At 63.1% G+C, this 22602-nt stretch carries 17 protein-coding genes and 2 pseudogenes; 11 read left to right on the forward strand and 8 right to left on the reverse strand.

The features are described 5' to 3' along the window. Positions 1-56 precede the first annotated feature (56 nt). Entirely contained in the window at positions 57-2111 is a 2055-nt protein-coding gene (locus tag BCUN_RS02120; protein WP_034258253.1) for an AMP-dependent synthetase/ligase, read from the reverse strand. A 295-nt stretch (positions 2112-2406) separates the two neighbouring features. On the opposite strand from BCUN_RS02120, the pseudogene BCUN_RS02125 reads away from it, so the two are divergent. The 3 genes and pseudogenes from BCUN_RS02125 (at position 2407) to BCUN_RS02135 (ending at position 5292) form a co-directional block, all read left to right on the forward strand. Further along, positions 2407-3553, forward strand: a pseudogene (locus BCUN_RS02125) (NAD(P) transhydrogenase subunit alpha). A 3-nt stretch (positions 3554-3556) separates the two neighbouring features. After that, positions 3557-3859 (forward strand): NAD(P) transhydrogenase subunit alpha part 2, encoded by a 303-nt coding sequence (locus BCUN_RS02130; RefSeq protein WP_033518449.1) that lies wholly within the window; start codon positions 3557-3559, stop codon positions 3857-3859. Then, positions 3859-5292, forward strand: coding sequence for an NAD(P)(+) transhydrogenase (Re/Si-specific) subunit beta (locus tag BCUN_RS02135; RefSeq protein WP_034258255.1), 1434 nt, complete (start codon positions 3859-3861; stop codon positions 5290-5292). The genes BCUN_RS02130 and BCUN_RS02135 overlap by 1 nt, the downstream gene beginning before the upstream one ends. 77 nt (positions 5293-5369) lie before the next feature. Here BCUN_RS02135 and BCUN_RS02140 read toward each other — a convergent pair whose 3' ends face one another. Further along, complete coding sequence (locus BCUN_RS02140) at positions 5370-6407, reverse strand: alpha/beta hydrolase (protein WP_051920501.1); 1038 nt, start codon at positions 6405-6407, stop codon at positions 5370-5372. 229 nt (positions 6408-6636) lie between these two features. On the opposite strand from BCUN_RS02140, the gene BCUN_RS02145 reads away from it, so the two are divergent. The 3 genes from BCUN_RS02145 (at position 6637) to BCUN_RS02155 (ending at position 9544) form a co-directional block, all read left to right on the forward strand. Beyond that, positions 6637-7263: a 50S ribosomal protein L25/general stress protein Ctc gene (locus BCUN_RS02145; protein ID WP_033518510.1), complete on the forward strand. Its 627-nt coding sequence runs from the start codon at positions 6637-6639 to the stop codon at positions 7261-7263. A gap of 295 nt (positions 7264-7558) precedes the next feature. Beyond that, entirely contained in the window at positions 7559-8686 is a 1128-nt protein-coding gene (locus BCUN_RS02150; RefSeq protein ID WP_033518508.1) for a branched-chain amino acid aminotransferase, read from the forward strand. Between the two features lie 96 nt (positions 8687-8782). Further along, a complete protein-coding gene (locus BCUN_RS02155; RefSeq protein ID WP_033518506.1) occupies positions 8783-9544 on the forward strand; it encodes a trimeric intracellular cation channel family protein in 762 nt (253 codons plus the stop codon). A gap of 84 nt (positions 9545-9628) precedes the next feature. Here BCUN_RS02155 and rpsT read toward each other — a convergent pair whose 3' ends face one another. Next, entirely contained in the window at positions 9629-9889 is a 261-nt protein-coding gene (gene rpsT / locus BCUN_RS02160; RefSeq protein WP_033518705.1) for a 30S ribosomal protein S20, read from the reverse strand. A 158-nt stretch (positions 9890-10047) separates the two neighbouring features. Here rpsT and lepA point away from each other — a divergent pair, with 158 nt between their 5' ends. Next, the gene (lepA, locus tag BCUN_RS02165; protein WP_033518707.1) at positions 10048-11928 is read left to right on the forward strand and encodes a translation elongation factor 4; all 1881 of its coding nucleotides are present in this window, start codon (positions 10048-10050) and stop codon (positions 11926-11928) included. 1058 nt (positions 11929-12986) lie between these two features. Here lepA and BCUN_RS02170 read toward each other — a convergent pair. Beyond that, complete coding sequence (locus BCUN_RS02170) at positions 12987-14531, reverse strand: ATP-binding cassette domain-containing protein (protein ID WP_033516182.1); 1545 nt, start codon at positions 14529-14531, stop codon at positions 12987-12989. A 260-nt stretch (positions 14532-14791) separates the two neighbouring features. Then, positions 14792-15451 carry a cysteine peptidase family C39 domain-containing protein gene (locus BCUN_RS02175; protein WP_051920504.1) on the reverse strand — a complete coding sequence of 220 codons (660 nt, stop codon included), beginning with the start codon at positions 15449-15451 and terminating at the stop codon, positions 14792-14794. Between the two features lie 218 nt (positions 15452-15669). Here BCUN_RS02175 and BCUN_RS11255 point away from each other — a divergent pair, with 218 nt between their 5' ends. Together BCUN_RS11255 and BCUN_RS02185 are read left to right on the forward strand one after the other, a co-directional pair. Further along, positions 15670-16449 (forward strand): MFS transporter, encoded by a 780-nt coding sequence (locus tag BCUN_RS11255; RefSeq protein ID WP_152598095.1) that lies wholly within the window; start codon positions 15670-15672, stop codon positions 16447-16449. Between the two features lie 154 nt (positions 16450-16603). Further along, the gene (locus tag BCUN_RS02185; RefSeq protein ID WP_152598096.1) at positions 16604-17497 is read left to right on the forward strand and encodes a carbon-nitrogen hydrolase family protein; all 894 of its coding nucleotides are present in this window, start codon (positions 16604-16606) and stop codon (positions 17495-17497) included. A 1051-nt stretch (positions 17498-18548) separates the two neighbouring features. Here the strand turns inward: BCUN_RS02185 and BCUN_RS02190 are convergent. Together BCUN_RS02190 and BCUN_RS02195 are read right to left on the reverse strand one after the other, a co-directional pair. Beyond that, a complete protein-coding gene (locus BCUN_RS02190; RefSeq protein ID WP_033516183.1) occupies positions 18549-19097 on the reverse strand; it encodes a BUD32 family EKC/KEOPS complex subunit in 549 nt (182 codons plus the stop codon). Between the two features lie 76 nt (positions 19098-19173). Then, positions 19174-19419, reverse strand: a complete 246-nt coding sequence (locus BCUN_RS02195) for a hypothetical protein (protein ID WP_051920508.1) — start codon at positions 19417-19419, stop codon at positions 19174-19176. 206 nt (positions 19420-19625) lie between these two features. Between BCUN_RS02195 and istA the strand changes: the two are divergent. Together istA and istB are read left to right on the forward strand one after the other, a co-directional pair. After that, positions 19626-21023, forward strand: a pseudogene (istA, locus tag BCUN_RS02200) (IS21 family transposase); the annotation flags it as partial. Between the two features lie 62 nt (positions 21024-21085). Then, positions 21086-21865, forward strand: a complete 780-nt coding sequence (gene istB, locus BCUN_RS02205) for an IS21-like element helper ATPase IstB (protein ID WP_033516189.1) — start codon at positions 21086-21088, stop codon at positions 21863-21865. Between the two features lie 66 nt (positions 21866-21931). Here the strand turns inward: istB and BCUN_RS02210 are convergent, their stop codons facing one another. Then, entirely contained in the window at positions 21932-22348 is a 417-nt protein-coding gene (locus BCUN_RS02210; protein WP_051920510.1) for a GIY-YIG nuclease family protein, read from the reverse strand. Positions 22349-22602: the final 254 nt, after the last annotated feature.

Raw genomic sequence — 22602 nt, forward strand, 5'->3', positions numbered from 1 at the left:
AACCGTGAAGTTCGTCCGGGGCCCGACCCGTTACGGGGACTGGGATCCCGGCCGGATCAGTGCTGGGCTGCTGCCTCCGGCTTGCGGGTGGTGTACATCTGCGTGTTGAGCAGGGTGGCGTAGCGCTTGAGGACCTTCGGGCGGATCACCTTCATGGATGCGGTCATCAGGCCGTTCTCCTGGGTGAACTGCTCGGGCAGGATGATGAACTTGCGCACGGACTCCGCACGGGAGACGCCCTCGTTGGCCTTGTCGACCCACTTCTGCACCTCGGCGCGTACGGCCGCGTTGTCGGCGGCCTCCTGCATGGTCATGTCCGGGTTGAGGCCCTTGGAGCTCAGCCAGGGGCGCACGGCCTCGTCGTCCAGGGTGATGAGGGCGGAGATGAACGGGCGCTTGTCGCCCAGCACCAGGGCCTGGGAGACCAACGGGCAGCGCTGGATGACTTCCTCGATGGGGCCGGGGGAGACGTTCTTGCCGCCGGCGGTGATGATGAGGTCCTTCTTGCGGCCCGTGATGTACAGGAAGCCGTCGTCGTCGAGACGTCCCAGGTCGCCGGTGATGTACCAGTCGTCCTTGGCGAAGGAGGTCTCGGTGGCCTCGTCGTTCTTGTGGTAGCGCGGGAAGACCGCGGTGCCCTTGACCTCGATCTCGTTGCCTTCGCCGATGCGCACCTGGAAGCCGGGGAAGGGAATGCCGACCGAACCCTGGTGGTACGGCACGCTCAGGGGGTTGAAGGCGCAGGGCGCGGTGGTCTCGGTCAGGCCGTAGCCTTCGTACACCGGGATGCCTGCGCCGCGGAAGAAGGCCATGAGGTCCGGGTCGAGGGGAGCGCCGCCGGTCACGATCCACTTGGCGCAGCCGCCGAGGGCGTCACGCACCTGGGCGTACACCAGCGGGTCGAAGGCGTTGCGGCGCATCGTGGCGAAGCGGGAGGCGTGGCCCTTGTCGCTGAGCTCCTCCATGTACTTCTGCGCGGCGACGACGGAGGCGGCGAACACGCGGCCCTTGGGACCTTCGCCGGCCTTCTGCGAGGCGGCGTTGTAGACCTTCTCGAGCACGCGGGGGACCACGATCATGATATGCGGGCGTGCCACGCGCAGGTCGGCGGTCAGCGTCTTGATGCCGTTGGCGATGTACAGGTGGATGTCCGAGGCCACGCAGATGTAGTTGATGGCGCGGGCGAAGGAGTGCGCCTGCGGCAGGAACAGCAGCACGCGGTTGCGCTTGTCGTGCAGCAGGTCGGGCATGTACGTGGGCAGGTTCGTGGCGGTGGCGCAGTAATGCTCGTGCGTCATCTCCACGCCCTTGGGGGCGGAAGTGGAACCGGAGGTGTACACGATGGAGCACATGTCGGTCTTCCTGATCGAGTCGATGCGTTCGTCGAGCTGCTTGTCGGTGACGTTGCGGCCGTATTCCTTCAGTTCGTCCATGGCGCCGGTCTCCATGCACATGATGTGCTTGAGCGTGGGGCATTCGCGTTCGGCGAGCTTCGCCTTGACGCGCATGTCCTTCGTCTCGACCATGAGCAGGATGGCGTCGGAGTTGTTCACGATGTTGCGGATCTGCTCGTCCGAATCGGTGTCGTAGACGGTGGCGAGCACGCCGCCGATGGCGACCACGGCCGCGTCGAACACGTCCCACTCGTAGGAGGTGTGGCACATGAAGGCCACGCCGTCACCCTTCCTCAGCCCCAGGTGCATGAGGCCCTTGGCCACGGCGCGGATGTCCGCCAGGGTCTCGTTGCCCGTCTTGGACACCCAGTCGCCGTTGCGCTTGAACGTGTAGAGCGGTTCGTTGCCCATGCGGTTGGCACGGTCCTCGTAGATGCGGTAGATCGTGTAGTTGTCCGGCAGGGGGCCGTTGCCCTCGGTGCTGGCGGTGATGAAGCCGGAGTCGGCGTCGATGTAGGTGGTCGTCGGACGGTCCGGACCCCAGAAGTCCACGCGGGGCAGCTCCTCGTAGTTGTGATGCTGGAGCATGGCCTCCGGATCGACGTAATCCGGCTCGTCGGCCGCGTCGCTGATGGGGTGCTTGAAGTCCCCGCCGAGGCGCAGCATGCGTTGCGTGGCGTCCGATGCTTGTTGTCGGACCTTGTTGAAAATGGACATGAAGTGCTCCTTGTGACTTGCCGAACAGCCGGAAAAATCCTTGTGCTTCCTTGCATATTAATGGGTCGGGGACGTTCCGTCACCTTACGGTTGCGTAGGAAAACCGCGGTTTTCGCAGGGTTTCGGGATGTTGGGCGCCAAAAATACTCGGTGGGCTAAAACGTTCCAGCCCGGTGAAAACGTGCGCAACCCATTCGAAAGGTGGACGGCCGGCGCTGTCACGCAGGCGTTTCGTTACACTGGTGGGCGTATGTTCACCATCCCGCATTGGGCGGGATGCATAGAAAGGGTTCACATGGCCGAACAAGCAGAAGGCACCGTGGTCTTCGGTGTGTTCAACGAGACCTCCGGGACCGAATCCCGCGTCGCGTTGACACCGGACATCGTGGCACGGCTGCGCAAGTCAGGCGTCACATGCCTGGTCGAGCACGGCGCGGGCGATGCCGCCGAATACACCGATGCCGACTACATCGCCGCAGGCGCGCAGGTATGCGACGCCGAAACCATCCTCGAGGACGCACAGGCCCTGGGCTTCGTCGACCGTCCGGGCGAGGCGCTCATCTCCCGCATGAAGCCGGGCACCTGGGTCATCGGCATGCTCGGCTCGTTCACCGACAACGAGTACGTCGAGACCTTGGAGAAGGCGGGCGTGACCGCAGTGGCAATCGAACGCCTCCCGCGACAGCTCAGCTCCGCCCAGTCGATGGACGAGATGACCTCGCAGAATTCCGTCATGGGCTACAAGGCCGCCCTCGTGGCCGCCAACGCCTATGGCTCCTTCCTGCCGATGATGACCACCGCGGCCGGCACCATCCGCCCCGCGAAGGTCCTCATCCTCGGCGCGGGCATCGCCGGCCTGCAGGCCATCGGCACCGCCAAGCGCCTCGGCGCGGTCGTCACCGCCTACGACGTGCGTCCCGCATCCAAGGACGAAGTCGAGTCCCTGGGCGCCAAGTTCCTCGACCTGGGACTGGACCTGTCCGCCGGCCAGGGCGAAGGCGGCTACGCGCGTGCCCTGTCCGCCGAGGAGCAGGCCGCGCAGCAGGCCGCGGTCGACGAGAAGGCAGCCGGTTTCGACATCATCATCACCACCGCGAAGGTGCCGGGGCGCAAGCCCCCCCGTCCTGCTCACCGAGCGCGGCGTGGCGGGACTGCACCGCGGTGCCGTGGTCGTCGACTGCGCGGCCAGCGACCTGGGCGGCAACGTCGAGGGCTCCACCGTCGGCCAGATCGTCACCGAAGATGGCGTCAAGGTCATCGGTGCGCCGTACCTGGCCAGCGAGGTCGCCACCACGGCGTCCAACCTCCTGAGCCGCAACGTGGCCGACATCCTCACCCACTTCATCGTCGACGGCGCGCTCGCGGTGCGTCCGGACGAGGAGCTCGACCAGGCCATGATCGTCGCGGGACACAAGCCGCTCAACGCGCAGAAGGAGGCGTAACGCATGCCGTCGCTCGTCATTTCCGTCACCCTGTTCATCCTCGCCCTGCTCATCGGCATCGAGGTCATCGGCAAGGTGCCCGCCACCCTGCACACCCCGCTCATGTCGGGCGCCAACTCCATCCACGGCATCGTCATCGTCGGCGTCGTCATCGTCGCCGCGGAGGCCGACACGCCGCTGAGCTTCGTGTTCATCTTCCTGGCCGCCGTGCTGGGCACCATGAACGTCGTCGGCGGCTACGTGGTCACCGACCGCATGCTCGAGATGTTCAAGTCCGACAAGAAGAACGAAGGAGGAGCCAAGTAATGCAGGCAACCACTACCGCCAGCGCCATCGACATCGTCGCATGGTTCGTGTACCTGCTCGCGGCCGTCATGTTCGTGATGGGCCTGCACTACATGAACTCGCCCAAGACCGCCCGCAAGGGCAACTTCATCTCCGCGGCCGGCATGGTGATCGCCGTCGTCATGGCCTTCGTCAAGCTGTTCGTCCAGCATGACCTCATCCACAGCTGGGTCGCCATCGGCCTGCTCGTCGCCGGCATCGCGGTCGGCGCCGTCGCCGGCGTCTGGTCCGCCAAGAAGGTCAAGATGACGGACATGCCGCAGCTCGTCTCCGTGTTCAACACGGTGGGTGGCGGCGCGGCCGCGCTCGTGGCCCTCAACGACATCCTCGCCGCCGAGGGCACCCCGGCCCTGGTGGTGCTCATCACCGCAGGCCTGGGCGTCATGATCGGTTCCGTGACCTTCACCGGCTCGCTCATCGCGGCGGGCAAGCTGCAGGGCATCGGCTGGGTCAAGAAGCTCAGCCTGCCCGGCAAGAGCGTGTGGAACGTGCTGTTCGCCCTGCTGACCGTCGCCTCCCTGGTGATGCTGTGCGTCATGCCGGGCCAGCGCCTGCTGTGGTCCGTGCTGACCACCGTGTTCGCTCTATGCTACGGCCTGGTCTTCGTCATCCCGATCGGCGGCGCGGACATGCCCGTCGTCATCTCCATCCTCAACGCCTGCACCGGCACCGCGGTCGCGATGTCCGGCCTGGCGATCGACAACGTGGCGCTCATCGTGGCCGGCGCGCTCGTCGGTTCCGCCGGCGTGACGCTGTCCGTGCTCATGAGCAAGGCCATGAACCGTCCGCTGCTGAGCGTGCTCGCCGGCGGCTTCGGCGGCTCCGACGGCGCCGCCGGTTCCGCCGACGGCCCCGAAGGCACCATGAAGGAAACCTCGGCGGACGACCTGGCCGTCCAGCTCGTCTACGCCGACAAGGTCATCTTCGTGCCCGGCTTCGGCCTGGCGCAGGCGCAGGCACAGCGTGAGCTGGCCGACCTGGGCGAGCTGCTCAAGGAGCACGGCGTCGAGGTCGAGTACGCCATCCACCCGGTGGCGGGCCGCATGCCCGGCCACATGAACGTGCTGCTCGCCGAGGCGAACGTGCCGTACGAGGAGCTCGTGGACCTCGACGACATCAACCCGCAGTTCCCGTCCGCGAACGTCTCCCTGGTGGTCGGCGCCAACGACGTGACCAACCCGGCCGCCCGCAAGCCGGGCACGCCGGTGTCGGGCATGCCGATCCTCGACGTCGACAAGTCGCAGAACGTCGTCGTGATGAAGCGCGGCCGCGGCAAGGGCTACGCCGGCATCGAGAACGAGCTGTACTTCGAGCCGAACACGCAGATGCTCTTCGGTGACGCGAAGGCCGGCCTGCAGGCCGTCATCGCCGCCGTCAAGGAGCTGCTCGCCTGAGACCCGGCGAACCTGCACACCACGGAAGGGCCCCTGTCGGTGACCATGGTCACCGACAGGGGCCCTTCCGTAAATATCTATCTCTTGGCTTGTTGTGCGATGGGGAAGTGACGTGCCAGGAAGCGGTCGATGGCCTGCCAGTAGGCGTGCGGGTCGGTCTCGACCTGCGCGGTGTGCACGGCGCCGTCGACGACCAGGCATTCGCCGTCCGTGCCGCGGTACGCCTGCCGCAACCGCCGGGCACTGCGCGGGTCGACGATGACGTCGGCGCCGCCCTGGGTGAAGAACGCCGGCACCGTCATGCGACGGACCGCGGCCAGCACGTCGGCGTCATGCAGGTCGGCGCCGGCACGCAGGCGCAGCAGCAGGTCCGCGCACCATGCCATGGGGCCGGTGCTCCATTGGGGGATGCGCAGGGCGGATGCCAGCGAACGGCACAGCTGGCGGGTGGCGTCCACGTAGGCGCTGTCGGCCACCACTGCCGCGATATGGGGCGCGATGTGGCGGTCGCCGACCGCCAGCAGCACGGTGGCCGCCCCGAGCGAGTTGCCGTGCAGCAGGATGCGTGCCTGGGGGTCGTGGGCCACGATTCGGTTCACCCACTGCATGAGGTCGCGCCGTTCCAGCGCGCCCATGGTCACGTAGCGTCCCTCGCTCAGTTCGTGGGCGCGCTGCGCCGGGCAGACCACGGTGAAGCCGAGCCGGGCGTAGTGCAGTGCCCAGGGTGCCGTCTCCTCGGGACTGCCGGTGTACCCGTGCATCACGATGGCGTAGCAGTGGGGCAGGGGATGGGCGGTGTCCGGGTCGAGCCGCCAGGCGTGCAGCATGAGCCCGTCGTAGCTGCGCAGCCGCATGGCCTGGCGCGTCTGCAGGAACCAGGAGGTGGCGGCGCCGTCACTGTGCCGCCAGCTGTCGTCGAAGCGCGTGAACCGCGGATCGCTCTTGTGTGCGAAGGTCGACAGGGGAGAGCGGCTGTCGAGGGCGATGGAGAACAACGCCACGCCGGCGGCGGCCGTGTAGGAGGCGACGCCGAGCGCACCGAGCGCCAGGGCCGTGGCGGCCTTCCCGGCCGGATGGCGCCGGTCGTGTCCGTGTGCCTGAGCCTGATGTCGCATATGCCGGTTCCCTGCCTTTCCGCCGTCGGTATGTCTTCCCTGATTGTACCCGGGAAGGGGCCGTCGGCATTGTCCGAGCAGGCTACTACGGTAGAGACGTTGCTTTGGCGAGGGAAGGCACCGACCGGTGCGCTTCCGTCATCGACTCGGCATTCAGGACCTGCCCTTGGCATGCCCTTCGGTCCGACGATGCGCCGAAGCGGAACATACTACCAAGGAGAACACACCCATGGCCAACAACACCATCGTCCTCGAAGGCGAACTGCGCACCGAGTTCGGCAAGGGCCCGGCCCGCCGCATGCGCGTCGCCCAGCAGATTCCCGCCACCATCTACGCCGGTGGCGAGCAGCCGCTCTACGTGAAGCTGCCGATGAAGGACACCACCCTGGCCCTGCGCCACACCAACGCCCTGATCACCGTCAAGTTCGGTGACGAGTCCCGTCTGGTGGTCGTCAAGGAAGTGCAGCGCAACCCCGTCAAGCGCATCGTCGAGCACGTCGACTTCTACGAGGTCAAGGCCGGCGAGAAGATCGACGTCGAGGTCCCCGTGTTCGTCGAGGGCACCCCGAAGGGCGGCGCCGTGGCCTTCGTGGACATCCAGCAGCTCAAGGTGCGCGCCGATGTCGCCAACCTGCCGGAGCGCATCGTGGTCGACGTCGACGACCTGGAGGCCGGTTCCCGCATCTTCCTCAAGGACCTCGCCCTGCCGGAGGGCGTGGAGCTGGACATGGCGGACACGGACGAGTCCGTCGTGACCGTCGAGGTCCCGGAGGAGGCCCCGGCTTCCGAGGAGACAGAGGTCGCTCCCGACGCCGTGCCGGCCACCGCCGAGAAGGACGACACAGCCAACGCGTGATCCCGGGCCGCCTCGCGGCGGCCTGTCCGACATGCGGAAGGGGGCCCGGACACCTTGCAGGTGTCCGGGCCCCTTCCATGTGGATGCACCGCACCCGTTGGCACGCCGTCGCCGGCCGGGCGCCCGATGCCGTCTCCGGACCGCACGACGGACCAGGACACGGTTCAGTATGTGAACGCAACCGGCGTATTGGTAAGGGGGTCGTGCCAAAGTAGTGAGCCAAGTCAGGCGCCAAAAGTGCTGGTGACCAACCAAACCATAGGAACACCGATATTCAACTGAAGAAGCAAGCATCATGACCACGCAATCCCATCACGACCCCGCATACCTCGATTCCCTCGCCGAGCGCTTCACCGTCCTGCCGAACGACAATCCGGCATCCGACGCCAAGCGCGAGGGGCTCATCGACAAGCCGGCGTTCGGACAGGTCTTCTCCGACAGCATGGCGCACATGAGCTGGACGAAGGGGGAGGGCTGGTCCGACCGGCGCATCGAACCGTACGCCCCGATCAAGCTCGATCCGGGCGCCTCCGTGCTGCACTACGCACAGGAGGTCTTCGAAGGCCTCAAGGCATACCGTCATGCCGACGGCTCCACCTGGCTGTTCCGCCCCGACGCGAACGCCGAACGCATGCAGAATTCCGCGAAGCGCCTCTACCTGCCGGAAGTGTCCGTGGACGACTTCCTGGCATCCTGCGCCGCACTGGTCCTCCAGGACCGCAAGTGGGTGCCGACGCGCCGCGAGTACACGCTGTACCTGCGTCCCTTCCTCTTCGCTTCCGAACCCTTCCTGGGCGTGCGCGCCCCGCAGGAGGTCGACTACTGCGTGATCGCCTCCCCGTCCGGCCCGTACTTCCCGGGCGGCGTCAAGCCGGTGAGCATCTGGGTGGAGGACAAGTTCTTCCGCACCGGCCCCGGCGGCACCGGCTTCGCCAAGTGCGGCGGCAACTATGCCGCCTCCCTGGTGGGCGAGTACCGTGGCATCGACCAGGGCTGCGAGCAGGTGTGCTTCGTGGATGCCGCCACCAAGACCTACCTGGAGGAGCTGGGCGGCATGAACATGATGGTCGCGCACAAGGACGGCCACGTGGAGACCCCGAGCCTCAACGGCAACATCCTGCCGGGCGTCACCCGCCGCTCCATCATCCAGCTGCTCGAGGATTCCGGCCATGACGTCGTCGAGAAGATGATCGTGCTCCAGGAGCTGCTCGACGACATCCGCTCCGGCGAGGTCACCGAGGTCTTCGCCTGCGGCACCGCTGCCATCATCACGCCGATCGGCCGCTTCAAGAGCGAGGACTTCGACGTGACCGTCGGCGACGGCGAGCCGGGCGAGCTGACCATGAAGCTGCGCGACGAGCTGCTGGGCATCCAGATGGGCGAGATCGAGGATCCGCACGACTGGATGTGGAAGGTGTGCTGAGTACACTTCGTAACCATGCGACAGGGGATGGCCATCCGCAGGCGCGGACGGCCATCCCCTGTCCCGTATTGCAGCCCCGAGCAGAAAGCGCATGGCATGGAAACAGCACTCCAGACCTCACCGTTCATCCAGGGCGTGGAATACCTGGCCATCTTCTTCTGCGGCATGGGCGGTGGACTGGCCGCGGTACGCAAGCAGTACGACATGTTCACCATCATCATCACCGCCTGGCTGACCGCTTTGGGCGGCGGCATCATCCGTGACGTCCTGCTGGGCGCGGTGCCCCCGGTGGGCATCTCCGACCGGGTCAGCGTGCTCACCGCACTGGCCGCGGGCTGCGCGGTGGCGGTCTTCCATCCGGAAGTCGACAAGATGAAATGGTCCATGCTCGCCATCGACGCGCTCGCCTTGGGACTGTTCGCCGTCAACGGCACCAGCAAGGGCCTCATGTACAACACCAGCGGCATGACGGCGGTGTTCCTGGGCACTTTCACCGCAATGGGAGGCGGCCTGATCCGCGACATCCTGCTCAACGAGGTCCCGATGGTGATCCGCGACCGCCACTGGTACATCATGCCCGCGGTGCTGGGCAGCATGCTCACGGTGCTGGCGTGGCGCTGGCAGGCACGGGGCGCCATATCCCTGCAGGTGGAGATGGTGTTGGACATAGTGATCGTGTTGCTGGTGGTGGCGATGCGCATCTGCTCGGTCGCCTTCGACTGGCAGCTGCCCGGCGCGGTGCCGCGCAGCCGGGTGCACCTGCCGGCCGTGAGGTTCCGCCAGGTGCATCACCGCGACGGGACGCACACCATCCAGAAGGCGTCACCGGACGGGGAGCGCCACGAGGGGACACGATGAGCGTTGCAACGCAAACGGGTCGGCCCCGTCCACGGTACCGTGGACGGGGCCGACCCGTTTGCGTCCAAGCCGATGGGGCCGGAATCACATGGCGTTGATCTGCACCGCGAGGCTGGACTTGCGGTTGGCGGCGTTGTTCTTGTGGATGACGCCCTTGCCGGCAGCCTGGTCGAGCTTGCGGGAAGCGATCGCGAACATGGCCTGCGCCTTCTCCTTGTCACCGGAGGCGATGGCCTCGCGGGTGTGACGGATGGCGGTCTTGAGCGCCGACTTGACGGCGACGTTGCGCTTGTGCGCCTTCTCGTTGGTCAGGACGCGCTTCTTCTGCGACTTGATGTTTGCCACTCTGTATTCTCCAAACGACGATTACTATAAGGACATACAGCAGAAAAGAGTAACATGGCGTGCGGATAAAACGCGCGCGCCGTCCCGCGGCCCACTTGCCTTGCGGTATGGATAGAATACAACGGCATCGCGGAACAGACGAAGCGGGAAGGACCATCGTGAGCGAACAACACAACCAGCCTGGATTCACCGACCAGTCACTGATCCGCAATTTCTGCATCATCGCGCACATCGACCACGGCAAGTCCACCGTCGCCGACCGCATCCTGCAGCTGAGCGGCATCGTGCCCGAACGCGAGATGCGCGACCGGTTCCTCGACCGCATGGACATTGAGCAGGAACGCGGCATCACCATCAAGAGCCAGGCGGTGCGCGTGCCCTGGACCTTCGACGGCACCGAATACACGCTGGGCATGATCGACACCCCCGGCCACGTGGACTTCACCTACGAGGTGTCCCGCGCCCTGGCCGCCTGCGAGGGCGCCGTGCTGCTCGTGGACGCCGCGCAGGGCATCGAGGCGCAGACCCTGAGCAACCTGTACATGGCGATCGACCATGACCTGACCATCATCCCGGTGCTCAACAAGATCGACCTGCCCAGTGCGGAACCGGACAAGCACGCCGAGGAGATCGCCGGCCTGATCGGCTGCGACCCGTCCGAGGTGCTGCGCGTCTCCGGCAAGACCGGCGAAGGCGTCAAGGAGCTGCTCGACCGCATCGTGGTGGACGTGCCCGCCCCGCACGGTGACCCCAAGGCGCCGGCGCGCGCCCTGATCTTCGACTCCGTCTACGACTCGTACCGCGGCATCGTCACCTACATCCGCATGGTCGACGGCGAACTGCGCAGCCGCGAGAAGCTGCACATGATGGGCGTGGGCTCCACCTACGACCCGATCGAGATCGGCGTGATCAGCCCGGACATGGTGCCCACGCGCGCCCTGGGCGCCGGCGAGGTCGGCTACGTAATCACCGGAGCGAAGGACGTCAGCCAGTCCAAGGTGGGCGACACCATCACCTCCGCCAAGGACGGCGCCACCGAGCCACTGCCCGACTACCGCGACCCGCAGCCCATGGTGTACGCAGGGCTGTTCCCGATCGACAACGCCCAGTTCCCCGAACTGCGCGAGGCGCTGGACAAGCTCAAGCTCAACGACGCGGCGCTCGTCTACGAGCCGGAGACCTCCGTGGCCCTCGGCTTCGGCTTCCGCTGCGGCTTCCTGGGGCTGCTGCACATGGAGATCGTCTCCGAACGCCTCAGCCGCGAGTTCGGACTCGACTTGATCTCCACCGCGCCCAACGTGCCCTACGAGGTGACGGCCGAGGACGGCACCGTGCACCGCGTGACCAACCCGAGCGAGTTCCCCGAAGGCAAGATCAAGAAGATCGTGGAGCCGATGGTCGCCGCGGACATCATCACGCCCAAGGAGTTCATCGGCGCCGTCATGGACCTGTGCCAGGACCACCGCGGCATCATGGGCACCATGGAGTACATCTCCACCGACCGCGTGGAGATGCACTACCGCATCCCCCTGGCCGAGATCGTCTTCGACTTCTTCGACCAGCTCAAGAGCCGCACCAAGGGCTACGCAAGCCTCGACTACCACGAGGACGGCGAGCAGGCCGCGGACCTGGTCAAGGTGGACATCCTCATCCAGGGCGAGAAGGTGGATGCGTTCAGCGCCATCGTGCACCGCGACAAGGCATACAGCTACGGTGTGATGATGACCAAGAAGCTGCGCGAGCTCATTCCCCGCCAGCAGTTCGAGATTCCCATCCAGGCAGCCATCGGCGCGCGCATCATCGCCCGCGAGAACATCCGCGCGCTTCGCAAGGACGTGCTCGCCAAGTGCTACGGCGGTGACATCACCCGCAAGCGCAAGCTCCTGGAGAAGCAGAAGGCCGGCAAGAAGCGCATGAAGATGCTCGGCCACGTGGAAGTGCCCCAGGAAGCCTTCGTCGCCGCCCTGGCAACGGGGGAGAGCGCCAACGACCGCGACACCAAGGACAAGATCCGCGCGGCGCAGAAGTCGGAGGGGTGAACCCAAGACGAACTCGCGCGAGCCAGTTTGCTGACATGTTCTTGGAATCAAAGACAGGCATGGTTCTTGCTGTTGGGTGTGCAAGCCAGACAACAAGGACCATGCCTCCTTTTGCCCCCAGAGAAGCATGAAGAATCCAGGGGTTATAGGCCAAAAGTGCGTCCGAAGATTGGTTGTGGCATGGTCCCAGGTGATGTCAGTCCTGAAGCATGCGGACACGTCGAGGTCTCACGTCCCTCTTCTTCGTTGAGAGATATCTTTTGAGGCTGCATGGCACGGTATAGGTATCGACAAAAGGGCGGAATTCCGCCCTTTTGTCGAAAGCGGATACTGGGTGCATCCCTGATTTTGGTATCTCTCAACGCCGTGGGGGTCGTTGTCGTCGGCATGTCGCATCGGATATGCGTCAGGACGTTGCCCGGCGACTACGAGCATGCCAGAAGACCGATGGGTCCGATGCCTCAAGGTGGTTTTGAAACACACTTTTTATCTATTATCCCGACTTTTGAATACAGTTCTGCGTTACATCCTTGTGATGCCTCTCGGATACCCTCCGGATACCTTGCCGGACGGTGCGCCTAATGCGAATCAGGCCAGTTAGCAAACAAGGTGGCTTGCACTATCTAATTGGCAGCAAACCCTCACCCTCACCGGGCATGCCAATCGTTCGGATGATGGAATCACAGCCGTTGTCCGGCTGAGGGCATGGGGGTGGCTCAGGCACGGGAGGGACGATCGTAGTAGATGTCTGTGCATCCGGATTGTGCACAATTCGCGTTGTGTCAATCGCTACGGTCCACCAACCGGCCAATGAATTCCTTCGCCGGCAAGGAGCAGGACTTCAATTGCTAGATGAACGGCATCGGGGAGGGTCGGGGAACGGTTCTGTTGATCGCTGCTTTTAGAGGTGGTCTTAATTGGCAGGGGAAGTTTGGAATTCTGCTTGGCGATATTTGGAAGTGTAAGTTTGCACTAGGCGCTTTGCTCAGGTCATCGCCGGACGGTACCGTTCGAAACTGTTTCGAAAGGTACCGTCCTGCAGACGATACGGACCGCTGTCAGTGCAGTGTCCGCAACAGCAGTTCGTCGTGGGTGACGATCACCAGTGCACCCCGATATTGGCTGAGCAGTGCGGCAAGCGCCTGCTTGCTCGACAGGTCCAGATGGTTCGTCGGTTCGTCGAACACCATGATCTGCGGACGGTTGACCAGCCCCATCGCGAGCATCAGCTTGCGCCGTTCGCCGGCAGACAAATCCGCTGCCGACAGCAGTGTTTCCGGCTTGCCGTTCAGTGCGGCGAAATGCCGGATGATGTGCTGCCGTTCGTTCGCCGCATGCTCGTCGAACCGGCGGAGCAACGTTTCGGCGTCCGGCGTATGCTGCGTGCAGACCAGCTGCGGGACGTCGGCATCCAGTGAACGCAGCAGCGCGGTGAGCACGGTGGTCTTGCCGGCGCCGTTCGCGCCGGTGATGGCCAAGCGGTCCTGCGGGCCGACGCTGAGTTGCGGAATCTCGACTCCGGCGGCGTCCGTGACGGTTTCGATATGCAGACGGGAACCGTCCGGCATCGCACGGTTGACCGGCACGATGGTCGTGGCATGATCGTCGGCCGGGTCGAACGGCAGGATCTGCGCGTCCAGATGCAGCAGTTCCCGTCGACTGCTCGGCTCGATATCGACGGCAAGGTCGCCGTCGTATCGTTTCGCGGCAACGCTGATGCCCTGCGCAGCTTGCCGGGCCTCGGCAATCCGGCCGGCCAATTGCCCGGCGCTGCGCCCTACGCCGCCATCCAAGCCCCCTCTCGCGAATTTCTTCGCCTTGCAGGCGTCATGGTCCTTGCGATCCGGCGTGCGCAGGATCTTTGCGGACACCTGCCGCACCTTCTCCTGACGTCGCCTCTGTTCGTCAGTGAGCCGCCGCACCTCCTGCCGGCGTTGCCGCAGTTGTTGCTGTCGTGCGGCGTTCCGTACGTCGAGCTGCCGGGAGATGTCATCCCAGTTTCCTTCGAACAAGTCGATCACCGTATGGTTGCCGTGATCGGTATGCACGCGGTGCAGCAGATAGCTGTGGGAAGCAAGCCGGTCGATGACGGTGACGTCGTGCGTGATGACGATGCCGATGCCGCCGAACCGCCGCAACGCCTCGATGACGGCATCGCGGACAGGCGCATCGAGATGGTTCGTCGGCTCGTCGGCAATCAGCAGTTCAGGATCGACCGCCAGAGCGCATGCCACCTGCAGTTTCTTGCGCTCGCCACCGGAGAGCGACTCCCAGCGGTACGGCCAGTCGTCGGCAATGGCGAGCAGCGTGCGCAGCCGCATCGTTTCCGGCGACCAGTCGGCGGCGAAATCATCGAGGTTGGGCGGTCGCCGATCGGTCTGCTGTTCGATCCAGGCAGCACGCAGCGAAGCGGGGGAGATGCCGCCGGTTTCCGGCTTGAGTTCGCCGGCAGCCAGACGGCACAGCGTCGTCTTGCCGATGCCGTTGTCTCCGAGCAGCGCCGTCCAGCTGGTCGAAAACGTTGCGGAGAGCCCGGTGAACAGCGGTTCTGCCGCTGTCGGCGGCGTATAGGAAAGGTCAGTGATGTGAATATGCTGCAACATAAGCACCTCGTGGGATACTCAAGGCGCACCGCTTGGGCCGGCCTTTCCGCAGCGGGATACGGTTGTCTGCGAAAAACAGGGAAAAGGAGGAACCGATGCAAGAGGCAGGCTGACGCGAAGCGGTGCGCACGGTGACGCGCACGGTTCCGGCAGTCAGCTCTTCAAGATCCTTGTGTTCCTTTCGGGAGGGACTTCCTGGCATATCGGAAATCCTGTTTTCTTCGCACCACTATACCTATACCATTGGTCGTGGCAGAAGGCTACGACTCGGCCATCTGCCGTTTGGCCGATATCGCGAAGTAGGTGTGGCTGTACAGCGGCATTTTGATCTCGCGGGTATTCCAAAGTGCCAGGAAATCCTCGGCGCGGACGGTACGGTTATGGGTGGGTTCGCTGCAGTTCACCAGTTCCGGCAACGATTCGGCGAGGAACAGATGATCGGCATCATAGCCGACTACCGGCACGTAATGCAGCCATTTGCGCTCGGAACGCACCCGAATCAAGACGATGACCGGATCGCCTTTCGCCACTTCCGCCTTCAGCACGTTGAGGTCGCCGCGACAATACCGCACGCCGTAGCCGAGGCCTTCAAAAAACCGTACGATGCCTTTCGGATACACGTATCCGCCGGTCATTTTCCCGGGAAGCCGCCGGTAGATTTCCGCCCCATTCGCTGACGTATCGCCATGATGGCGCAGCAGATAGGCGCTCGCATATCCGGAACAGTTCAGCGCATCCTGCGAATCAATGCGGTTGGGCGTGTCAATCAGAAAACTCGACGGCGGCGTCGACCGGGACCGTACGCGGTGCAGGCGACCCATCAGCCGGATATCGACGATCGTCGTGATGGCGAACCACATTAGGAACCCGGCGACCACGAACGCAAAGACAACAAGGATGAACATCAATACCGGATGCATTGGTATCCTTTCGATTTCCGCTCTCTGCCGTGCCAGTATGGGTACGTTTTCAGTCTAGCAAACCGTAATCGTGGTGCTTTGGCCACTGATCACGGAAGTGGGGTCCCGGGTTGTGCAATCGGCGCAAGGATGCGGATGCCAGGGCGAAATGGGAAATAACGAGGATCATGACTTCCTCTCGACTCTCCAGCCACCGTCGGCGGATGCATGCGTGGCTTGTGGCATTGATCGGCTTGTCGTTTTTCGCCATCGGACTTCCCGAAGCACTGCTGGGGGCGTCGTGGCCGGCGATGGGAGGCGGCTTGCACGCGCAGCTGGCCTCCGTGTCGTTCATCGCGATCGTCATCTGCGCGGCCAGCGTGGCGAGTGCCCTGTTCGCACGGCGGATCGTGCGGCGTCTCGGCATGGGGAACACCGTCGTCTGTTCCGTTGTCGTGGCCGCGATCGGTTGTGCGGGGTTCGCGTTCGCCGATGGCCTGTCGTGGCTGCTCGTATTCGCCGTTCCCTATGGGGCTGCGGCGGGTCTGCTCACGGCTTCGTTGAATGCGTACATCGCCCCGCGCTATGCGGCTCGGCACATCGACTGGCTGCATGCAACCACGGCGGCCGGTGCGACGGGCGGCCATGCAATCCTGGGAGCCGTCATCGCGCTGATTGTCACGCTCGTGCCATTCCCCGGATCATGGAAGCATGCCGCCGGGCCGATCCTGCTCGGACTCGGCTGCGCCCCGATCAACCCGGCCGTCGTCCATCTGGTGCCGCGCATCTACGGCGTTGCGAATACCGCGACGGTCATCGGTCTGCAGACGGCGGCCATCTACGGCGGCACGCTGATCACGCCTTCGGCATTCGGCATCATCGCACACTACCATTCGACGTCGTTCCTGCCATGGTATCTGGCGATCTTCACCGCGTCGACGATCATGGCCGGACTGGCCACGCGACGCCAGCTGCACGTCGACGGCACCGACGGTGGCAGCCAAGGTGCCGGTCGATAGGCGGGGACCGTGCCGCGACTGGTGCCAGCCGTGCCGACGTGATCGGGAAGGTGTGGTGCGGCGAGCATTTCCGGCAGTAGACGGTATCATGGGGATCTTGACACCGGTGCAGGGCATGGCAGGATGCCACCCATTGTCCGGAGGAAGGATGACCATGGCGGACTCAAAGGAGAAGATGCTGCGGATTGCGCTGCTGCAGCTTTTGCCGGAAGGCGACACGGCACGCAACCTGGCCAAGGGGATTGCGGCATGCCATACGGCCAAACAGCAGGGAGCGGATATCGCACTGTTCCCGGAAATGTGGAGCAGCGGGTACCGGATTCCGGAAGACATCGGCGAACTCAAGGACCTGGCCGTCGACGGCAACGGCGCGTTCGTGCAGGCGTTCGCCGAACTGGCTCGCGAACTCGACATGGCCATCGGCATCACGCTGCTCGAACGCTTCGAACCACTGCCGCGCAACACGATCGTGCTCTTTGATCGGCACGGCAACGAAGTGCTGCGATACAGCAAGGTACACACCTGCGACTTCTCCGATGAAATCCGCCTGACTCCCGGCGATGTGTTCCATACGGCCGACCTCGACACGCACGTCGGACCGGTGCGCGTGGGTTCGATGATCTGCTTCGACCGCGAGTTCCCCGAAAGCGCACGACTGCTCATGCTGCAGGGCGCGGAAGTCGTGCTCGCGCCGAACGCCTGCCCGATGGACATCAACCGGCTCTCCTGCCTGCGCACACGCGCCTACGAGAACATGATGGCCATCGCCACATGCAACTACCCGGCATCCCACCCGGATTGCAACGGCCACTCCACGGTATTCGACGGCGTGCCATGGGTGGAGGGTGAGCCGGGCAGTCGGGACATGTGCGTGCTCGAAGCGGCCGCGGAGGAGGGGATTTACATGGGTGTGGTCGATTTGGGGATGCTGCGCTCGCATCGGTCCCGTGACGTGATGGGGGATTCCTACCGGCATCCGAGGTTGTATGCTGCGCTGGTGGATGGGCATACGCGCGAGCCGTTCGTCAGGGGTGACGCGCGTCGCTGAGTGTGTGGGCTCGATGTCCCTTCAGCAACTGGAAACACGAATGGTTTTGGGACGTTGATTGTGGGACGTGGAAACAGTTCGCAATACGCTTTGCGGCGGCGTGTTAGGAATATGCCGTAAACGGCACCATGCGGTTTACAGGCGTCGTTTCTTTAGGGGCTAACTATCCAATGCGACAGGCTACTTTCCGGAGATTACTCAATGTGCGAACAAATGTTCCATACTGATTGTACCGAAGAGATTGTGAAAGTCGGATTACTGGTATCCGAACCGGAGGGTTTGAAGATGGTTCCCAACAAGCAAAATAATTATAAGAATGGATCCAATAAGTCAAAATGCTGCTATAATAGTGATTTCAATTGCAGTAATTGAAGTATTTGTTTTATTTCCTATTATGTGTCAAGCTGGTTCCGGGAAAGCGCTCCTCGAATGGCCTAACTGGCTAAGTTTCGGCACTTTTGTTCTTGCTGTATTGGCGGGAGTAGTCGCCCTTAAGGAGTATCGGCGGCACGATGAAGAGAAGTGGCAACAGGACCGTGCTTATGTGCAGGTAAGTTACATGTACTATAACCGGATTCTGTGTGTTTGTGTCGGAAACACGGGCAAGACCATCGCGAAAGATATCCACGTAACATTTGATCCACGGTTGACACCTCCAGACGCCGACGGGATTGACGATTTTCCTCGAAGCTATTTCGAGAGGGGCTTACACGGAAGAAACATATCTCTTCTTGTTCTAGGACAGCGTTACCTGTTCTACGTGGACTTAAGCAAGGATGTAGTGCGTCATGTGGAAGAAAGAAAACTCCCCAAGACAACTACCGCACTGGCAACATATTACGATTTACGAGGATATAGCCAGTCGGAGCCTTGTACTCTGGATCTGGATGATTCGAGATACAGCCTCGAAGAGGATACGGTTCTTCATCAACTGACTCGAATGGCCCAATATCAAAAAGAGCTGCTCCAATACGTTAAAAACTTAGTCGCGCGAAGAGGCTCCGCTGATAATGGTACCGATGCTGTCGAAGGATGCCTTGCCGTTTCAGTCCTAGTGCTCTTTAACCCAGTCCATGAGTTCAGGTGTCTTGGACCAGTAGTTGACACCCCAGTTGTCGAAGTTCCATTCGTCCATATAGTCGTTGCATTCGAAGTCGATGTAATAGATCAGATCGTCATGCACGATGAAGTTCGTCGGGAAATAGTCGATGTTCAAACCCGCATCCTTGAGGATCGCAGCCATCTGCCGGACTTGCTCGACATATTCGGGGCGCATGCGGTCGGCGAGTACCAAGTCGAGGATGGTAGGACCGTCCACATACTCCTTGACCAGCCGCTCTGCGTCAACGTCCACGTCAATCATGGCAGGAATTCGGATACCGGTCGACTTGAGACGCTCGTAATCGTGGATCTCGGCTTGGATCTTGTCGCCGAACGAATAGTAGGAGCACGGCTCGTGGTGGATTTGCTTGAGGGTCACCTGGGTGGCAGGATCGTCTTGCCGATGGGCCAAGTACGAATAGCCTCCCTTGCCGTGCCCCAACAGCTTGGTGATGATGTAGGGGATGCCGTTCACGATGTGTGTTTCAGGTAACTCCATGTTGGCTCTTTTCGTCCAGGAAGTGCTGGAAGCAAGTATAGGGCATCGGTGGGTTATAGGACAAAAGTGTGTCTGGCTAGTGTTCGTGGAATGCGTTCCGGTCAATGCCGGTCCCGTAGCGTGCAGGCATGCTGTCGGGGTCGCGTAGGTCTTGCGGTGCGTATTGCCACGCATGCTGGTACCAGTCGGCCAGTTCCTGCTGGCCGAGCTCGTGCGCGGCCAGCCACGCGTCCGATTTCGGGTGTGCGATCTGCTGGTGGCACCACCAGCAGATCGCCTTGATCCTACGGGCCAGTGACAGGCCTCGATGGTCACGCAGCATCTGGCGGATACGCCCGTTGAGGGACTCGACGCGGTTGTTTGTTTGTGTTCAATAGATGTTGGACAGCGTGATCACTGGATTTGAACAGTATCGGCGTTCATTTTGGTCGGTGGCGTCAGTGCCTGAAAGGCACATCGGTGCCGCCGGTTTCCTGAATGGATTCCCGAGTGCTAGCAACCGTCTTCGAGGTTCCCGGGAGGAAAGGAATGACGACACCGATGTGTGTGCAACAGCGTATCAGGCAACTTGACCGGCAGGGCAGGACCCATACCGGCATCGCCCAGGAACTGGGCATCTCGCGTATGACCGTGGTCAAGTACGCCAATCGTGAGGACTGGTCACCCAAGCCTTCCGCACGTAAGGATCGACGGGCCACGAAGATGGACGGTTACGAGGAAGTAGTGGACTCGTGGCTACGTGCCGACCTGTCGCGTCGTCCCAAGCAGCGGCGCATACCGCCGTGCGCATCCATGAGCGCCTGGTCGCGGAATATGGGTTCGAAGGCTCGTATCCGTGCGTGCAACGCTGGGTCAAGCGCTGGCACGAGGAACATCGTGCCGAGCGGGACGGTTTCGCCGAACTGGTATGGCCGCCCGCATCGGCGCAGGTTGATTTCGGTCAGGCCGACGCGTCGGTTGCCGGCGTGGAGCGCGTGGTGCATTTCCTGGTCGTGAGTCTGCCGTATTCGAATATGCGCTTCGTGGTCGCGTTGCCTGGCGAGGGAGCTGAATGCGTGTGTGCCGGCTTGCAGCAGGTCTTCGAGCATATCGGCGCAGTGCCCTCGCTGTTGGTGTCCGGTCAATGCCACGGGCGTGGGCAGGCGCAAGGCGGACGGCAGTGTCACGCTCACGCGTCTGTTTGCGATGATGATGGCTCATTACGGGTTCGAGGCAAGGTTCTGCAACCCGTATTCGGGCAACGAGAAAGGCAGTGTGGCCAACGCGGTCGGGTTCGTGCGCCGCCACCTGATGGTTCCCTTGCCGGCGGCCGAGAGCTACCATGCGCTGGGCGAGGCATGGCTCGCACAATGCGACGCGTTGGCCAGCCGGGTTCATTATCGCAAGGACCAGCACCTGTCCGATTTGTTCGCCACCGACCTGGAACACATGCTCGCCCTGGCCGCCAGTCCGTTCGACCCGTGCGACTGGCGCTGGTTGCGCGCCGACCGTACCGGCACCGTCACGGTGGGCCGTGACCGGTTCCTGGCCGGCCCGAAATGGCATGGCATGCGCCTTGAGGTCGGGGTGCGTGCCATGCCATGTCGAACTGCGCGGCCCCGTGGGCGAACCGATCCACACGTTCGACCGACCTTGGGGTACGGGCGAAAAGACCCAGATCGAACCGGCCAGCCTCTTGGAGCTGCTGGCGCGCAAGCCACGTTCCTGGCAGCAAAGCCTGATCAGGAATCGCTTCCCGGATGCGTTGTTCCCTGCTTGACCACATGGCCGACGCGGACCGGCGGGCCCTGATGGACGACTTGCACCATGTCGTCACTGTCTTCCGGGTTCGATGCGACCGTGCAGGCCGCGGACGAGATCATCACCGCGGGACGCGTGCCCGAGCGCGCCAGCCTGGAGACCTATGCCCGGCGCATACGGCAGGGGGCGGCCAGCGGTGGCATTGATCCTCGTGCGGCTACGACCGATTCATGAAGGAGTAGAAGGACATGAACAGCACCACCACGGCAACATCGCACGCGCGCGGTGGACGCATTCTGGTCAAGGCCAAGTCCGAAACCGTGCTCGAATTGGCCCGTGGCCTGCCACTGACCCGGGCCGTCCTGGTCCGGGCGGTCGAGGATGCCGCACCAGGCCAGCTTGGTTTCCTCGCGCAGGTACTGGCTGCCGAACACGCCGCACGTGCCGTTGCCAAGCGCCAACGACTGGACCGGCAGGCCGGGTTCTCGCAACGCAAAAGCCTGGACGGTTATGACCGGGGCATGGCCAGTTTCCCGCCCGACTGGGGACGCGCGCAGTTGACCAGCCTTGAGTTCATCGACCACGCCGAGGACCTCGTGCTCTACGGGGACGTGGGATGCGGCAAGACCCACCTGGCTATCGCCCTGGGCATCCAAGCCTGCCAGCAAGGCATCCCCATCAGGTTCTTCACTGCTTCTTCGCTGATCATGCAACTGCGCCAGGCCAAGGCCCGCGACAGGCTCGAGCGCGAGCTGACCGCCATCGGCAAGGCCCGACTGGTCATCATCGACGAACTGGGCTACCTACCCATCGATATCGAAGGGGCCAGACTGCTGTTCCAGGTCATCGCAGACTCCTACGAGAAGCGCAGCCTGGTGTTCACATCCAACCTCGGGTTCTCCAGGTGGGCGGACGTGTTCGGTGACGGTGACATGGCAGCGGCCGTGATCGACCGCATCGTGCACCATGGCCGTATCATCCGTTTCCACGGTGATTCGTATCGCAACACCCACGCCCTGATGAAGTAAACCCAACCAACATGACAAGGAAACCGGCAAGACGATCGAAACGTCCAGAACAGACGACGAGAGTGTTCAATTCTCGTGATTACGCCGACCACACCAATTTGACAAAACACACCGGTACGTGCCGTCGGGGATGCAACGCACTTCCGCGTGCCGGCGATGCCGGTCAACAGCGCGCGTGAAGACCTTCTCCTTGCTCTCCCTGGACAAGGGCGGATGGACCTGGGTGCCCTCGAAGGCGGCGAGCAACTGCTTGGCCAGGTCGACGTCCAGGGCGAACAGTTCGCCGGTGCCTACCCGGGCCTTGGCGAAGATCTCATCGATGCGCTGTTCCTTGGCGTCGTAGTCCTCGACCTCAATGGCGAACTCACGCTTGAGGCCGGTCGCGTTCGCATACCCGTTGCCCTCAAGGAAGCGCATGCGCTCCCGGTAGTTGCCGGTGCCGGTCTTGCCAATCTTGACCAGGCCTGAAACCGCGGTCGACATCAGATGGATGATTCCCTGGCCATGCGCATCTCCCTGCTTGACGACCTGTACCCGGTCTCTACGCTAGCATCGGCTAACTTACCCTCACCTGTTTCGGGTGGATTTCCCTACTGCTGTCATGACCTTGAATCGGCCCTGACTCGCGAGCGGCATCGCCGGTAGTTGCCACTGTGCAGGGCGGGCTGCCGGTCAAGTCGGTTGATTCTCTTCTTCGGTCCGCACGATGCCGGGCCGTAGTGTTTCAGGCCGTCGAA

The sequence above is a fragment of the Bifidobacterium cuniculi genome (genome assembly GCF_000741575.1).
Lineage (GTDB): Bacteria > Actinomycetota > Actinomycetes > Actinomycetales > Bifidobacteriaceae > Bifidobacterium > Bifidobacterium cuniculi.

Excerpts from the sequence above, each read along its gene's own strand:
- BCUN_RS02150 (WP_033518508.1), top strand. The coding sequence starts at position 7,559 with ATGACCACGCAATCCCATCACGACCCCGCATACCTCGATTCCCTCGCC.
- BCUN_RS02175 (WP_051920504.1), bottom strand. The coding sequence starts at position 15,451 with ATGCATCCGGTATTGATGTTCATCCTTGTTGTCTTTGCGTTCGTGGTC.
- BCUN_RS02195 (WP_051920508.1), bottom strand. The coding sequence starts at position 19,419 with ATGCTGCGTGACCATCGAGGCCTGTCACTGGCCCGTAGGATCAAGGCG.
- BCUN_RS02130 (WP_033518449.1), top strand. The coding sequence starts at position 3,557 with ATGCCGTCGCTCGTCATTTCCGTCACCCTGTTCATCCTCGCCCTGCTC.
- BCUN_RS02145 (WP_033518510.1), top strand. The coding sequence starts at position 6,637 with ATGGCCAACAACACCATCGTCCTCGAAGGCGAACTGCGCACCGAGTTC.
- BCUN_RS02135 (WP_034258255.1), top strand. The coding sequence starts at position 3,859 with ATGCAGGCAACCACTACCGCCAGCGCCATCGACATCGTCGCATGGTTC.
- BCUN_RS02185 (WP_152598096.1), top strand. The coding sequence starts at position 16,604 with ATGGCGGACTCAAAGGAGAAGATGCTGCGGATTGCGCTGCTGCAGCTT.
- BCUN_RS02120 (WP_034258253.1), bottom strand. The coding sequence starts at position 2,111 with ATGTCCATTTTCAACAAGGTCCGACAACAAGCATCGGACGCCACGCAA.
- BCUN_RS02210 (WP_051920510.1), bottom strand. The coding sequence starts at position 22,348 with ATGTCGACCGCGGTTTCAGGCCTGGTCAAGATTGGCAAGACCGGCACC.
- BCUN_RS02170 (WP_033516182.1), bottom strand. The coding sequence starts at position 14,531 with ATGTTGCAGCATATTCACATCACTGACCTTTCCTATACGCCGCCGACA.
- istB (WP_033516189.1), top strand. The coding sequence starts at position 21,086 with ATGAACAGCACCACCACGGCAACATCGCACGCGCGCGGTGGACGCATT.
- BCUN_RS02155 (WP_033518506.1), top strand. The coding sequence starts at position 8,783 with ATGGAAACAGCACTCCAGACCTCACCGTTCATCCAGGGCGTGGAATAC.
- BCUN_RS02140 (WP_051920501.1), bottom strand. The coding sequence starts at position 6,407 with ATGCGACATCAGGCTCAGGCACACGGACACGACCGGCGCCATCCGGCC.
- BCUN_RS02190 (WP_033516183.1), bottom strand. The coding sequence starts at position 19,097 with ATGGAGTTACCTGAAACACACATCGTGAACGGCATCCCCTACATCATC.